Below are 14,780 nucleotides of genomic sequence, written 5' to 3'. Positions count from 1 at the left end.
GAACGCCGACCCACCCTCTTCGCCGCGGCACGGCCGGCCGCCCCGCCGCCATCGGCGCGCCCCCTCCCTGCGCCGGTGGCGGCCCCTTCCGCGGTTACTGTGCGGTCCCTTGACGGAAAGAAACTTCCCGGATATTGGTGACTCCTCGGAAGTTTCCTTCAGCGGTACTCCTCTGGAAGGAGCGCACGTGCCCGACACCAGCACGGGAAGCGTCACCAGCACGGCAAGCACGGGACACACCGCAAGACCCTCCAGACGCGCCGTCCTCGCCGCGACCGCGGGCCTCACCGCCGCGCTGACCGTACCGACGGCCGCGCGCGCCGCCACGCCCGGCGACGACCGCCGGCTGCGCGCCCTGATCTCCCGGATGACGCTGGAGGAGAAGGTCGGCCAGCTCTTCGTGATGCGGGTCTACGGCCACTCCGCCACCGCCCCCGACCAGGCCGACATCGACGCCAACCTCAACGAGATCGGCGTCCGCACGGCCGCCGAGCTGATCGCCAAGTACCGCGTCGGCGGGATCATCTACTTCGCCTGGGCCCACAACACCCGCGACCCGCACCAGATCGCCGACCTCTCCGACGGCATCCAGAGGGCCTCCCTGGACCAGCCGCGCGGCCTGCCGGTGCTCATCGCCACCGACCAGGAGCACGGCGCTGTCTGCCGGGTCGGCAAGCCCGCCACCCTCTTCCCCGGCGCCATGGCGATCGGCGCCGGCCGCTCCCGCGCGGACGCGCACACCCTCGGCCGGATCTCCGGCGCCGAGCTGCGCGCGATCGGCGTCAACCAGGACTACTCCCCGGACGCCGACGTCAACGTCAACCCGGCCAACCCGGTCATCGGCGTACGGTCCTTCGGCGCCGACCCGGACGCGGTCGCCGCGCTGGTGGCCGCCGAGGTGAAGGGTTATCAGGCCTCCCGGGTCGCGGCGACCGCCAAGCACTTCCCCGGTCACGGCGACACCGCAACCGACAGCCACACCGGCTTCCCGGTCATCACGCACAGCCGGGAGTTGTGGGAGAAGCTGGACGCCGTACCCTTCCGGGCCGCGATCGCCGCGGGCATCGACTCCATCATGACCGCGCACATCCAGTTCCCGGCCCTGGACGACTCCGGCGACCCGGCCACCCTCTCCCACCCGATCCTCACCGGCATCCTGCGCGGCGAACTCGGCTACGACGGGGTCGTGATCACCGACTCCCTCGGCATGGAGGGCGTCCGCACCAAGTACGGTGACGACCGGGTGCCGGTGCTCGCGCTGAAGGCCGGGGTGGACCAGCTGCTCAACCCGCCGTCCCTCGACGTGGCCTGGAACGCCGTGCTGAAGGCCGTCCAGAACGGCGAGCTGACCGAGGCCCGCCTCGACGAATCGATCCTGCGCATCCTGCGCCTGAAGGCCCGCCTCGGCCTCTTCGCCGACGGGCGGGCCGGCCGGACGGGCATCGAGGGCACGGTGGGCACCGAGGCGCACCTGGCCGCCGCCGACAGGATCGCCGAACGCACCACGACCCTCCTGGTCAACGAGGACGGCACCCTCCCCTTCTCCCCCCGCACCGAACCCCGCCTCCTGGTCGTCGGCGCGGACCCGGCCTCGCCCTCCGGCACCACCGGCCCGCCCACCGGCGTGCTGGCCGCCGCCCTCACCGAGCTGGGCTTCTCGGCCACGGCCCTGTCCACCGGCACCGCACCCTCAGCCGCGGTCATCGCCCAGGCGGTCAAGGCCGCACAGGACGCGGACGCGGTGGTCGTCGCGACCTACAACGTGACGGCGGGCAGCGCCCAACGCACGCTGGTGGAACAGCTCCTGGCCACGGGCAGACCCCTGGCGGCCCTCGCCGTGCGCAACCCCTACGACGTGGCCCAGTTCCCCTCCGTCAAGGCCTGCCTGGCCTCGTACGGCTGGACGGACGTCGAAGTGCGCGCCGCCGCACGGGTGATCGCCGGCGGCGTGCCCCCGCGCGGCAAGCTGCCGGTGCCGGTGCAGCGGGCCGACGACCCCACCCAGGTGCTGTACCCGATCGGGTACGGGCTGACGTACTAGCCGTACGCCACACACCGGGCGCAATGCCCCCAACGGGGGGAAACCCTCCTTGATGTCTGGCGTGGCCGCGCCGCCGAGGGCCACGCTGGACCGGGGTGTCAGGGGGGTGCCATGCGTGGGAAAGGTGCCGTGAGGACCGCGTGCCTCGCCTGCCTGCTGCCGGCCGCCCTGCTGCTGTCCGGCTGCCGGGGTGGGGCGGGCGCCCCCGTCGGCGACGCCCGCCCCACCCCGGCCACCAGCGGCGGCTACGGCACCGAGTTCCTCGCGGTCGGCGAGTGCAGTTCCTTCGGCACGACCAGCTTCACCGAGGTGCCCTGCGCGAGCGAGCGGGCGGCGGCCAGGGTCGTCGCCCGCTACGACGGCGCGACCGCCGACGGCCCCCTGTGCCCGCCGACGACCGACTTCGTGCTGCACATCAGCGCCCGGTCCGCGGCCGCCGACGAGGACGGCGACGGCGCGATCCCCGAGGGCTACGCCTGCATGCGCGGCCTGGAGCCCCCGCACCCCGGCGACCCTGGGGGCGGGGGCGGCCCCCGCACGATCCCCGGCGACTGCGTCTACGCCTCCGGCAAGGGCCAGGTGCGCGAGACCGCGTGCGACGGCTCGGCCCGCCGAAAACCCGAGTACCGCATCACCAAGGCCGTCCCCGACCGCACGGACTGCCCGGCGTCGACGGCGTTGTACGTCCAGCTGGGCGGCACCAGGCCGGTGGGCTGTGCGCGGCGGCTGTGAGGGAACCGCCCCTACGGCCGCAGCGCGGGCTCGCGCTCGGGGTCCCGCACGTCCAGCTTGGCGTCGAACGCGGCCAGCGGCTCGGCCTTGGCGACGTCGGCGGAGGAAACCCCGGCCCACTGCAGGATGCGAGCCGTGGCGAGAGCCTTCTGGTCGGGGACCAGGCCCGCGACGTTCGCGCCGTGGTTCATGCCGGGTGCCGTGAAGACGTACGAGTCACGGGCGCCGGCACCGAGCCGGAAGCGCTCCGAGCCCCAGGGGTCGTTCTGGCCGTAGACGAACAGCATGTGCGTGGCGTGGTGCCGTACCCATGTGTCCACGTCCCGCATCGCCTGCGGCTGGAAGCGCATCGGGATGGAGCGGGGCACGAAGTCGCGCGGCGGCTGGTAGCCGTAGCGGATCAACTTCCGCTCGATGTGCGGGAAGTGGATGGTCGGCGCCCCCAGCTGGGTGCCCGCCTGGTAGTAGTACGGCGTGTACGGTTCGAGTCCCTGGTCGGTGTAGGCGGAGAACCCGGAGATGGTGTCGACCGAGTTCCAGATCTCGTCGTCGCTCGCGGTGGCCGCGTGCGCCGGGACGGTGTCGCAGTCCTGCAGCAGGCTGTACTGCCAGAAGCCCCAGACGTAGTCGAGGACGACCGCCTCGTACGCCTTGTCCAGGCCGCCGATGGTGTCGAAGGTGTAGCCGTTGTCGGCGGCGTACCGCGCGTACCGCTTCTCCAGCGGCTCCCGGCGCACCAGCGCCTCCCGCTGGACGGCGTTCAGCCGGTCCCGGCACTCCTTGGTGCCGACGCCGGCGAAGAAGCGGTCGTAGGCCGAGTCCTCGCTGTTGACGACGTCGTTGGGGGCGACGTAGGCGACGACGCCGTCCATGTCACGCGGGTAGAAGCGCTCGTAGTACGTCGCCGTCATACCGCCCTTGGAGCCGCCGGTGGCGATCCAGCGGCCGCCGTAGATCGGCTTGAGGGCCTCGAACACGCGGTGCTGGTCGCCGGCCGCCTGACGGATGTCGAGCTTGGACCAGTCGGCCGGGTCGGGGCGGGACGGAGTGAAGAAGCGGTACTCCAGGGAGACCTGGTTGCCGTCCACGATCTGGGTGGGCTCGCGGCGCGAGGGCGTCGTCGAGACGTTGTAGCCGCCGGTGTAGAAGACCGTCGGGCGGCTGGTGTCCTTGTGCAGCACGGTGATGCGCTGCTGGAAGGTGCCGCGGTCGGGGTGGCGGTGGTCGATCGGCTGGGTGTAGTTCAGGACGAAGTAGCGGTAGCCGGGGTACGGCTTCTCCTGGATCAGGCTCACGCCCGGTACGGCGAGCAGTCTGTCCTTGATGTCGGTGGGACCGGACTGGGCGGCGGTGGCCGCGCCCGCCGTGCTCAGCGTGCCTATGAACACGGCGAGCGCCAGCAGCCATCTGAGCGCCTTGCGCATGCGCACTCTCCCCTGTGTGACTGTTGTGAGACACATGTGCGCCGGAAGCTATCGGAGCAACTGGTCCCACATCAGGGGGAGTTGCCTCATCGGCGCCCCGGGTGGCTGGACCGTGAGGGAGGGCTCGGAGATCATCGGCGGCATGACGACGCGCTCGTGCCTCATCCTGCACGGCTGGCAGAACCACCGCCCCGAGGGGCACTGGCAGCACTGGCTCGCCGACCGCCTCACCGGGCTGGGCCACCGGGTCACCTATCCGCAGCTGCCCGAGGCGGACGACCCGGACCTGGAGGTGTGGCTCGGTGAACTCGCCCGCCACTTGGAGGAGTTGGACGGCTCGGGGGAGCGGGTCGTCGTCGCCCACAGCCTGTCCGCCGTGCTGTGGCTGCACGCCGCCGCCCGGGGCCTGGGGCAACTGCGGTACGCGGACCGGGTGCTGCTCGTCGCGCCGCCGTCCCCGGCCACCCTCGCCTCCTTCCCGGAGGTCTCCGCCTTCGCCCCGCCCGCCCCCGACGCCCCGCTTCCCGGCCCGGCCCGGCTGGTCGCGGGCACCGACGACCCGTACTGTCCCGAGGGCGCGGACAGCGTCTACGCCGAGCCGCTCGGCCTGCCCGCCGACATCATCCCCGGCGCCGCCCACCTCGACCTCGACGCCGGGTACGGCCCCTGGCCGGCGGTCCTGGACTGGTGCCTGACCGGCACCGCACCGCTGACGGCACGCCCGGCGCGGTCCGTTTGAGAGGCCCTCGGGAGGCTGCCCGGCTCTCAGGAAGGTGTCAGGGGGATTCGGTGGCCGGGGCTGGCGCCTCGGCGGCCCCCTCGGCCGCACCCTCCGCCTCGTCCCGCAGCTCCGGTGTCGTCGCGGCGACCGCCCCCACCGCCAGCAGACACAGCAGACCGCCGGTGATCAGCGAGGTCGCGCCACTGGTCCAGCCGGCGACCAGGCCGCCGCGCACGTTGCCGAGGCTGGGGCCCGCCTGGCCGACGATCTGCTCGGCCGCCGTGACCCGGCCGAGCAGCGCGTCCGGGGTGCGGGTCTGCACGATCGTGGACCGGGAGACGACCGAGATGGCGTCCCCGGCGCCCGCGACGGCGAGCAGGGCGAGGCCCAGCCACGGGTTGGTCGTCAGCCCGAAGAGGACCAGCGCGGCGCCCCATGCGGCCGCCGCGCCCAGCATGACCGGACCCGGCCGGCCGAGCCGGGTCACCGCGCCCGACAGCGCGGTGGCCGTGACGCCGCCGACCGCCATGGCCGACAGGAACAGGCCGAGGGTGCGCGGGTCGTCGCCGAACCGCTCGGCGTTGACCAGCGGGAACAGGCTCACCGGGAAGGACAGCACGGTCGCGGCGAGGTCGGTGATCAGCGCGCCCCGCACCACCCGGTGCCCGGCCAGGAACCGCAGCCCGTCCAGCACCCCGTGCAGGCCCGCCCGCGACGGCTCGCCCTGCGGCGGCAACGCGGGCAGCCCGAAGGCGCCGTAGAAGCTGACGCCGAAGCTGAGGGCGTCCAGCAGATAGCAGGTGCCGATGCCCAGCCAGCCCAGCAGCACACCGGCCAGGGCCGGCCCGAGGAGCATCATCGACTGGCCGGTGACCTGGTTCAGGGCCAGACCGGCGGCCACCTGGTCCTTCGGCAGCAGCCGCGGCACGAACACCCCGGCCGCCGGGGCGCCGAGCGCGCCGAACGCCGACTGCGCGGCGACCAGGGCGAGGACGGCCGTCACCGGGACGTGCCCGGTGAAGCCCTGCACGGCCAGCAGCACGGAACAGGCCGCCTGGCCCACGTTCGCCGTCAGATAGATCCGCCGCCGGTCCGCCCGGTCCACCCAGGCGCCCGCGAAGAGCCCGAACACCACCAGCGGCACCGCCTGCGCGAGCCCGACCGCACCGGTCCACGCCGTGCTGCGGGTCATGTCCCACACCTGGTACATGACCGTCACCATGGTCATGAAGCCACCGAGCGTGGACACGGTCCGCCCGACCAGCAGCCGCCGGAAGAGGGGTGAGGTGCGCAGGGGGCGTACGTCGATGAGCGGCTGAATCACCGAGGGAGGGTAACCGGGCGCCGATGACCGGGCCAGCGATTTACATGGGGGCCGGGGCGGCACCCCGTCAGGGGCGCGGGGCTGTGTCCGATGAGTGCCTACGCCGCCTCACCCAGCAAGCGCAGCAAGTGCTCCCGTCCCGCGCCCAACAACCCCGCAAGCGGCGCAGCCGACTCGTACCACCGCTTCTCGTACTCCCAGCACAGCCACCCGTCCCACCCGCGCCGGCACAGGACGTCAACGCACTCGGTGAGCGGAAGCACCCCGGAGCCGAGCGGCAGCGGCGTGGTGTCCTGCGCCGACGCGATGTCCTTGACCTGCACGTACCCCAGATGCGGAGCAAGCGCCGCGTAGGTGTCGGCGGGCTGCTCGCCGCCCAGCCAGGTGTGCATGACGTCCCACAGCGCACCCACCTGCCGGTGTCCGACCGGGCCCAGCACCCGGATCACGTCGGCACCGGTGCGATGCGAGTCGTGCGTCTCCAGCAGGATCCGCACCCCCAGCGCGGCGGCGTCCTCCGCCGCGGTGCCGAGCCGCCGGGCGGCCAGGGCGTCGGACTCCGCCAGGGGGCGGTCGGGGTCGGCGCCGGGGAAGACCCGGACGTAGGGCGCGCCCAGGTCGTGGGCGAGGTGGAGGAGGTCCCGGATCTCCGCCAGTACGGGTGCGTCGTCACCGGGCGCGGCGACACGCGCGTACCCGGCGAGGCCCAGGACCTCGACCCCGGCCTCCTTGAAACGGGCCGCGGTCGCGGCGCGTTCGGCGGTGGTCAGGCCGGGATGGACGGGTTCCTCGGGGTGGGCGCGCAGTTCGACGCCGTGGTAGCCGTGCGCGGTCGCGAGCGCCAGGACCTCAGGGACGGGCAGGCCGGGGACACCGAGAGTGGAGAACGCCAGCTTCATGGCCCGGACCCTACTCGTCATTCGCCCGTTGCGTGACTCGCCATTCGCCCGATTCGTGCAGATCCAGTCGCCAGTCCTGGCCCACGAGATCCTTGCCGAAGGAGCGGTGCGGTTTCTCCGCGACGAGGACGAAACCGTGCCGCTGGTAGATCCGGCGGGCGCCGCTGAGCACGTCGTTGGTCCACAGCACCAGGTCGCGGTAGCCGACCCCGCGCGCGAAGTCGATCACGGCCCGCACCAGCCGGTCGCCGATGCCGTGCCCGCGCGCCTCCGGCTCGACCAGCAGCAGCCGCAGCCGCGCGGTACCGGGTGCGTCGTCCCGTACGCACATCACACAGCCCACCGGGCGCCCCGCCCGCTCGGCGATCCACACCCGTTCCAGATGCGGGTCGTGGTCCTCCGCGAAGTCGGCGACGATCCGGGCGACCAGCCCCTCGTAGTCGGTGTTCCAGCCGTACTCGGCCGCGTACAGGGCCGCGTTGCGCTGCACGATCCAGCCGAGGTCGCCGGGGCGCGGCTCGCGCAGCACGACCTCTTCGGACCGGTCCCCGTCCTCGCCGAGGACCTGCTGGATGGTCCGCATGGCCTGCGCCAGCCGGGGCCGGTCGGCCGGGTCCACGGTGCCGAGCATGGCCCCGACCGTCTCCCGGGCCCGCTCGTCGAGCAGGGCGGCGGCCTCCCGGCCCCGCGCGGTGAGCCGTACCCGTCGCCGGCGCGGATCGCTCTGCGAGGGGCCGCGCTCGATGAGTCCGGCGTCCTCGAACTTGTTCAGGATCCGGCTCAGATATCCGGCGTCCAGGTCGAGCAGGGTGCGCAGATCGACCGCGTCCAGGTGCGGGACCTGGGCGAGTTCGTACAGCACACGGGATTCGGTGAGGGTGTACGGGGCGTAGAGATGGCGGCCGTAGTCGAGGGCGCCGATGACGCCCGTGTAGAAGCGGTTGAAGGCGCGGACGTCCTGGACGGTCATGTCAGCCCCCAGATGTTTGACTCAGTCAGAGATACCGTCTCTCAGAGCCTAGGCTCACCGCCCGACCGCGTCCACGGTCCGGCTCGGCGGCGTACCAAATCTGCTGGGATGCACGGGCGTTGGCTGTCCGGACCCGGGTCCGCTCCCTTTGCCTGTTCTTTAGGGCGGTACGGAGTCCTGCTTTTGACTACGTCGCGACCTTGTCGTAGCTTTGATGGTGAACGCCACTTATGTCCGTTTTATCACGGACGTGGCGGTCCGCCGTGAGAGCGCTTATCGCGTGGCGGCGGGCGCGCTCCGAGCGACGCGCAGGCAAGGGAGCGCAACGGACGGCCCGTAGAGGCCGCCCGGCAAGTCAACCACACCCTCCGGAGAGGGGCTCATCATGCGCGCACACACCACCCGGATGAAGAGAGTGGCCATCGCGGTCTGCTCGGCGCCGATCCTGGCCATCGCGGCCGGAGCCGGAGCGGCCCAGGCTGCCACCTCCTCCGCTCCCGCGTCCGCTCCCGCGCACGTCGCCACGTACCACTCAGACGGGTGGGGCTGGGGCTGGGGCGGCGGCGGCTGGGGCTGGGGCTGGGGCGGCTGGGGCTGGGGCGGCGGCTGGGGCTGGGGCGGCGGCTGGGGCTGGGGCTGGGGCTGTGACTGAGTGCCAGCAGTAGCCGACACCCCCTGACAAGCGAAGGGCGGATCCGGGTGCCCGACCCCAACGGGCACCCGGATCCATATGCCGGAACACGTGACGGAAGCGATGTTCCGGAGCGGCCGTTGACAACGGAGGTACCGGATGAGGATCGTCTGCGTGGGCGGAGGCCCGGCCGGGCTGTACTTCGCCATCTCCGCGAAGCTGCGGGACGCCGGTCACGAGATCACCGTGATCGAGCGGGACCCGCCGGAGGCGACGTACGGCTGGGGTGTCGTGTACTGGAACGATCTGCTGGACATCCTGCATCACAACGACCCCGAGAGCGCACGGGCGGTGAGCGCCGGTTCCGTGCTGTGGCAGGACCAGGAGATCCGTCTGCACGGCAGCCGGCACGACGGCACGGCCTACTTCGGCGGCTACGGCTACAGCATGGGCCGCGCCGCCCTGCTGGAGGTCCTCACCCGGCGCGCGAGGGCACTCGGCGTCGACGTCCGGCACGGGGAGAGGCTCGCCGATCCCGCCGACCTGCCCGAGGCCGACCTGATCGTGGCCGCCGACGGCGCGGGCAGCCGCATCCGGCAGAGCCGCGCCGAGCACTTCGGCACCCAGGTGGAGACCGGCCGCAACCCCTACATCTGGCTCGGCACGGACCGGCAGTTCGAGAGCTTCGTGTTCTGCTTCGAGGAGACCCCGGCCGGCTGGATCTGGTTCCACGCCTATCCGTCGTACCACGGGATCAGCACCTGCATCGTGGAGTGTTCACCGCAGACCTGGCAGGGCCTCGGCCTCGACACGCTCGAACCCGAGGACGCCATGCCCCTGCTGGAGAAGATCTTCCACCGTGCGCTCGACGGCCACTCCCTGATCAGCAGATCACGCGGCGAACCGGCGAAGTGGCAGCGCTTCCAGCACATCAGCAACCGGACCTGGGTCGACGGCAACGTCGTCCTGGCCGGCGACGCCGCGCACACCACCCACTTCACGCTCGGGTCCGGGACCCGGCTCGCGATGATCGACGCGATCGTGCTGGCCCACAGCCTCGCGAGCTACCCGGATCGGCGGACGGCACTGCGCGAGTACGACCAGCACCGCCGCGCCGAACTGCACCCCACCCAGGCGGGTGCGCGCTCCAGCATGGCCTGGTTCGAGCAGCTGGACGACTACCTGGACCGCGACCCGGTCTCCTTCGCCTACGCCATGTCGGTACGCCAGGGCAACCAGACCCCCTGGCGCTACCAGGTCCACCTCGCCACCCAGATCGCCGCCGTACGCAGCGCCCGCCGGGCCTACGACACCGGCAAGCGCTGGTACCGGGACCGCAGGAGGGGCGAGGCGCCGATGCCCCTGCTGGGAAGGTCACTTCCCGGCTGACCGGGGCACCCCCGAAGACCCCCGCACCATCAGCTCCCCCCGGACGGTCGTGATGCCTCCGGGGGGCGCCTCCTCCCGCCCCATGGCGATGCGCCCGGCCCTGGCCCCCGCCTCCGCGAGCGGCAGCCGCACCGTCGTCAGCGCGGGCACCGCATCCACGCTGAACGGCAGATCGTCGAACCCGGCGACCGACACGTCGTCCGGAATCCGCAGCCCGGCGTCCCGCAGCGCGGCACACGCCCCGAGCGCGACGGAGTCGTTCGCGGCGACCACGGCGGTCAGCGACGGATCACGGCGCAGCAGCTCCAGCGTCGCCTCGTACCCGGACTGCCGGTCGTAGCGGCCGTGCACCGTCCAGCGCGGGTCCTCCGCCACACCCGCCGCGGCCAGCGCCTCCCGGTGGCCCTCCAGCCGGTGCCGGGTCGTCGTGCGCTCCTCGGGGCCCGCGATGTAGCCGAGGCGGCGGTGGCCGAGCCCGAGCAGATGCTCGGTGAGCCGGCGTGCGCCGCCCCGGTTGTCGAAGGTGAGCGCCACGGCCTCGGTGGCGGGCGCCGGCGGCCGCCCGCACAGCACCACCCGCGTCCCGGCCTCGGCGAGCTTGCGCAGCTTCGCCGCGACCGCCGCGGCGTGCGGCGCGTCCTCCACGGCCCCGCCGGTCAGCACCACGCCCGCCGCCCGCTGCCGCTGCAACAGGGTCAGGTAGGTCAGCTCACGCTCCGGCGAGCCGCCCGTGTTGCAGACCACCGCGAGCCGCTCACCGCCCGCCCGGCCACCCCCGACGCCCCCGATCTCGGCCTGGATCGCGCTCGCCATGATGCCGAAGAAGGGGTCGGCGATGTCGTTGACGAGGATGCCGACCAGGTCGGAGGTGGCCGCCGCGAGGGCGCTCGCCGGGCCGTTGAGGACGTAGTCCAGCTCGTCCACCGCCCGCAGCACGCGCTCGCGCGTGGAGGCGGCCACCGGGTAGTTGCCGTTCAGCACGCGCGACACCGTCGCGGGTGAGACCTGGGCGCGGGCCGCCACATCCGCCAGGGTCACCGTCATCTCGTCGTCCTCCGGTCGCGCATCGTGTCGTACGCCCTCGTAGACAGCCAGGTCCTGCCGCTGGTTCCGAGAATCCGTCGAGCAGACCTTAAGGCCATGGCCCCCGGTTGTTCGCCCCCTCGAACAACTCGAAGGGGACACGGTCTTGTACGGACCACGGTCCAGAGGCTAGCTTCTCACCATAGAAAGCGCTTGCTGCCTGTGTTGACAGAGGGGACTCACGTGACACGCAAGACGGTGCGAATCGCCATGAACGGCGTGACCGGGCGCATGGGCTACCGCCAGCACCTCGTACGGTCGATCCTCGCCCTGCGCGACCAGGGCGGCCTCGACCTCGGCGACGGCACCGTGCTGTGGCCCGAGCCGATCCTGCTCGGCCGCCGCGAGCAGGCCCTGCGCGAGATCGCCGACCGCCACGGCCTCGACCACGTCTCGACGGACGTGGACGCGGTCCTCGCGGACGACAGCGTCGACATCTACTTCGACTCCCAGGTCACCTCCGCCCGCGAGGAGGCCGTCAAGAAGGCGATCGCCGCCGGAAAGCACGTCTACACCGAGAAGCCCACGGCCACCGGCCTGGACGGCGCCCTCGAACTGGCGCGCCTCGCCCACGCCAGGGGCATCAGGCACGGCGTGGTCCAGGACAAGATCTTCCTGCCGGGCCTCATGAAGCTGAAGCGGCTCGTCGACGGCGGCTTCTTCGGCCGGATCCTCTCCGTGCGGGGCGAGTTCGGCTACTGGGTGTTCGAGGGCGACTGGCAGCCCGCCCAGCGCCCTTCCTGGAACTACCGCGCCGAGGACGGCGGTGGCATCGTTGTCGACATGTTCCCGCACTGGGAATACGTCCTGCACGAGCTGTTCGGCCGCGTGAGGTCCGTCCAGGCCCTCGCCACCACCAACATCCCGCAGCGCTGGGACGAACAGGGCAAGCCCTACGACGCCACCGCCGACGACGCCGCCTACGGCATCTTCGAGCTGGAGGGCGGCGCGATCGCCCAGATCAACTCCTCCTGGGCCGTGCGCGTCAACCGCGACGAACTGGTCGAGTTCCAGGTCGACGGCACCGAGGGCTCCGCGGTGGCGGGACTCAGGAAGTGCCGGGCGCAGCACCGCTCGGCGACCCCCAAGCCGGTCTGGAACCCGGACGTCCCGGCCACCGAGGTCTTCCGCGACCAGTGGCAGGAAGTCCCGGACAACGGCGACTTCGACAACGGCTTCAAGGCCCAGTGGGAGTTGTTCCTCAAGCACGTCTACGCCGACGCGCCGTACCACTGGGACCTGCTGGCCGGCGCCCGCGGCGTCCAACTCGCGGAGCTGGGCCTGAAGTCCTCGGCCGAGGGCCGCCGGATCGAGGTACCGGAGATCGCGCTGTGACCATCCAACTCCCTTCGGCGGACGGCTCGTTGCGGACGTACGAGCCACGCACCGAGCCGTCGCACGTCTCGCCGGGCACCCCCTTCACCTCCCGTACGGTGTTCTCGGCGGCGCACGTCGTGGCCGACCCGTACGCGGACGTGTCCCCCGACTCGCCCGCCGCCGTCGACTGGGACGCCACCCTCGCCTTCCGCCGCCACCTGTGGTCCCACGGACTCGGCGTCGCCGAGGCGATGGACACCGCCCAGCGCGGCATGGGCCTGGACTGGGCGGGCGCGGCCGAGCTGATCCGCCGGTCGGCGGCCGAGGCGCGCAGTGTGGGCGGCCGGATCGCCTGCGGGGTCGGCACCGACCAGATCGCGGGCGGCTCCCTGGCGGAGATCCGCGCGGCCTACGAGGAACAGCTCGCGGTCGTCGAGGAGTCGGGCGCCCAGCCGATCCTGATGGCGTCGCGGGCCTTGGCGGCCGCCGCTTCCGGACCCGAGGACTACCTGGAGGTCTACGGCCGTCTCCTGCGCCAGTCCGCCGAGCCGGTGATCCTGCACTGGCTGGGCCCGATGTTCGACCCGGCGCTGGAGGGTTACTGGGGCTCGGCCGACCTGGACGCCGCGACGGACACGTTCCTGGAGGTCGTCGCCGCGCACCCGGACAAGGTGGACGGCATCAAGGTGTCCCTGCTGGACGCCCGCAGGGAGATCGACCTCCGCCGCCGCCTGCCTCGCGGCGTGCGCTGCTACACCGGCGACGACTTCCACTACCCCGAGCTGATCGCGGGCGACGACCAGGGCTTCAGCCACGCCCTGCTCGGCGTCTTCGACCCGCTCGGCCCGCTGGCGGCCGAGGCGGTACGGGTCCTGGACACGGGGGACACGGCAGGCTTCCGGAGCCTGCTGGACCCCACGGTCGAGCTGGCCCGCCACCTCTTCCAGACCCCGACCCGCTTCTACAAGACCGGCGTGGTCCTCCTGGCCTGGCTCGCCGGCCACCAGTCCCACTTTGCGATGGTCGGCGGCCTGCAGTCGGCCCGCTCCCTCCCGCACCTGGCCCGCGCCTACGAACTCGCCGACGTCCTCGGCCTGTTCCCGGACCCCAAGCTCGCCGAGGAACGGATGAAGAACCTGCTGTCGCTGTACGGGGTGACCCCATGACCGATCTGGCGCGATTCAGCATCAACCAGATGACGGTGAGGCAGCTGTCACTGCCGGAACTGGCGGACGCCTGCGGGCGATTGGGCATCACTCAGGTCGGCCTGTGGCGGGAGCCGGTCCAGGAGTACGGCGTCGAGGCGACGGCGAAACTTCTCCGGGAGGCGGGCCTGACGGTGACGACCCTGTGCCGGGGCGGCTTCCTCACGGCGACCGACCCGGCAGAGCGGTCCCGCGCCCTGGACGACAACTGGCGCGCGATCGAGGAGGCGGCCACCCTCGGCACCGACACCCTGGTCCTGGTCTGCGGCGGCCTCCCGCCCGGCGGCAAGGACCTGCGGGCGGCCCGCGAACGCATCGCCGACGCCCTCGCCGACCTCGCGCCCCGGGCCGAGGACCACGGGGTCCGCCTGGCCATCGAGCCCCTGCACCCCATGTACGCCGCCGACCGCTGCGTGGTGTCGACGCTGGCCCAGGCCCTGGACCTGGCCGAGCGCTTCCCCGCGCACCAGGTCGGGGTGACGGTGGACACATACCACATCTGGTGGGACGACCAGGCCCCGGCACAGATCGCCCGGGCGGGCGCGAGCGGCCGTATCCACACCTTCCAGCTCGCCGACTGGATCACCCCGCTGCCCGAGGGCGTCCTCAACGGCCGGGGGCAGATCGGCGACGGCGCGATCGACATGCGCGAGTGGACGGGCCACGTGGAGGCCGCCGGGTACACCGGCCCGATCGAGGTCGAGCTCTTCAACGAGCGGCTGTGGGCCCGGGACGGCCGGGAGGTGCTGGCGGAGACGGCGGAGCGGTTCGTGGAACACGTGCACAAAAAATCTTGAGAACGCGTGCAACCCTTTCCGGGTTCCGGGTGTCGTACCTGTCATCAGAACCCGGGAGGGGACCCGGGGGGGATTCACGGGGTTCTGATACGGAGGGGAAAGCCGAGGGGGGGGGGGCCCGGGCCGGGCCCGGGGGGCCCCCCCCCCCCCGGGGGGGGCGGCCCCGAAGAACGCCCCCACGCCCCCCCCCGCCCCCCAAAGGTCGAGCGGCCCCCCCCCGCCCCCCGGGCGGCCCCCCCCCCGCCCC

General features: G+C 72.5%; 13 protein-coding genes. 8 read left to right on the top strand and 5 right to left on the bottom strand.

Annotated elements, in window-relative coordinates; translation table 11 throughout:
• Positions 1-187: 187 nt before the first annotated feature.
• Entirely contained in the window at positions 188-2,041 is a 1,854-nt protein-coding gene (locus ACIBJF_RS04595; protein WP_399172212.1) for a glycoside hydrolase family 3 protein, read from the top strand.
• 111 nt (positions 2,042-2,152) lie between these two features.
• On the top strand, positions 2,153-2,773 hold the full coding sequence (locus ACIBJF_RS04590; RefSeq protein ID WP_399172211.1) for a hypothetical protein: 621 nt from the start codon (positions 2,153-2,155) through the stop codon (positions 2,771-2,773).
• 11 nt (positions 2,774-2,784) lie between these two features.
• Here ACIBJF_RS04590 and ACIBJF_RS04585 read toward each other — a convergent pair whose 3' ends face one another.
• Complete coding sequence (locus tag ACIBJF_RS04585) at positions 2,785-4,197, bottom strand: S28 family serine protease (RefSeq protein WP_399172210.1); 1,413 nt, start codon at positions 4,195-4,197, stop codon at positions 2,785-2,787.
• A gap of 142 nt (positions 4,198-4,339) precedes the next feature.
• On the opposite strand from ACIBJF_RS04585, the gene ACIBJF_RS04580 reads away from it, so the two are divergent.
• On the top strand, positions 4,340-4,936 hold the full coding sequence (locus tag ACIBJF_RS04580; RefSeq protein WP_399172209.1) for an RBBP9/YdeN family alpha/beta hydrolase: 597 nt from the start codon (positions 4,340-4,342) through the stop codon (positions 4,934-4,936).
• Between the two features lie 37 nt (positions 4,937-4,973).
• On the opposite strand, the gene ACIBJF_RS04575 is transcribed toward ACIBJF_RS04580, so the two are convergent.
• The 3 genes from ACIBJF_RS04575 to ACIBJF_RS04565 form a co-directional block, all read right to left on the bottom strand.
• The gene (locus ACIBJF_RS04575; protein WP_399172208.1) at positions 4,974-6,242 is read right to left on the bottom strand and encodes an MFS transporter; all 1,269 of its coding nucleotides are present in this window, start codon (positions 6,240-6,242) and stop codon (positions 4,974-4,976) included.
• A gap of 98 nt (positions 6,243-6,340) precedes the next feature.
• Positions 6,341-7,141, bottom strand: a complete 801-nt coding sequence (locus tag ACIBJF_RS04570) for a sugar phosphate isomerase/epimerase family protein (RefSeq protein ID WP_399172207.1) — start codon at positions 7,139-7,141, stop codon at positions 6,341-6,343.
• Between the two features lie 10 nt (positions 7,142-7,151).
• Positions 7,152-8,111, bottom strand: coding sequence for a GNAT family N-acetyltransferase (locus ACIBJF_RS04565; RefSeq protein WP_399172206.1), 960 nt, complete (start codon positions 8,109-8,111; stop codon positions 7,152-7,154).
• A gap of 385 nt (positions 8,112-8,496) precedes the next feature.
• Here ACIBJF_RS04565 and ACIBJF_RS04560 point away from each other — a divergent pair, with 385 nt between their 5' ends.
• Together ACIBJF_RS04560 and ACIBJF_RS04555 are read left to right on the top strand one after the other, a co-directional pair.
• On the top strand, positions 8,497-8,763 hold the full coding sequence (locus tag ACIBJF_RS04560; protein ID WP_399172205.1) for a hypothetical protein: 267 nt from the start codon (positions 8,497-8,499) through the stop codon (positions 8,761-8,763).
• 138 nt (positions 8,764-8,901) lie between these two features.
• On the top strand, positions 8,902-10,131 hold the full coding sequence (locus ACIBJF_RS04555) for an FAD-dependent monooxygenase (protein WP_399172204.1): 1,230 nt from the start codon (positions 8,902-8,904) through the stop codon (positions 10,129-10,131).
• On the opposite strand, the gene ACIBJF_RS04550 is transcribed toward ACIBJF_RS04555, so the two are convergent.
• On the bottom strand, positions 10,117-11,175 hold the full coding sequence (locus ACIBJF_RS04550; RefSeq protein ID WP_399172203.1) for a LacI family DNA-binding transcriptional regulator: 1,059 nt from the start codon (positions 11,173-11,175) through the stop codon (positions 10,117-10,119). The two genes, ACIBJF_RS04555 and ACIBJF_RS04550, sit on opposite strands and share 15 nt — an antisense overlap.
• A gap of 222 nt (positions 11,176-11,397) precedes the next feature.
• On the opposite strand from ACIBJF_RS04550, the gene ACIBJF_RS04545 reads away from it, so the two are divergent.
• The 3 genes from ACIBJF_RS04545 to ACIBJF_RS04535 are packed head-to-tail and all read left to right on the top strand — an operon-like array spanning position 11,398 to position 14,533.
• On the top strand, positions 11,398-12,549 hold the full coding sequence (locus ACIBJF_RS04545; protein ID WP_399172202.1) for a Gfo/Idh/MocA family protein: 1,152 nt from the start codon (positions 11,398-11,400) through the stop codon (positions 12,547-12,549).
• Positions 12,546-13,697 (top strand): dihydrodipicolinate synthase family protein, encoded by a 1,152-nt coding sequence (locus ACIBJF_RS04540; RefSeq protein ID WP_399172200.1) that lies wholly within the window; start codon positions 12,546-12,548, stop codon positions 13,695-13,697. The genes ACIBJF_RS04545 and ACIBJF_RS04540 overlap by 4 nt, the downstream gene beginning before the upstream one ends.
• On the top strand, positions 13,694-14,533 hold the full coding sequence (locus ACIBJF_RS04535; protein ID WP_399172199.1) for a sugar phosphate isomerase/epimerase family protein: 840 nt from the start codon (positions 13,694-13,696) through the stop codon (positions 14,531-14,533). Before ACIBJF_RS04540 ends, ACIBJF_RS04535 begins: the two co-directional genes overlap by 4 nt.
• Positions 14,534-14,780: the final 247 nt, after the last annotated feature.

The organism is Streptomyces sp. NPDC050743 (assembly GCF_044456925.1).
Lineage (GTDB): Bacteria > Actinomycetota > Actinomycetes > Streptomycetales > Streptomycetaceae > Streptomyces.
This window is presented reverse-complemented; position numbering and strand designations above follow the sequence as displayed.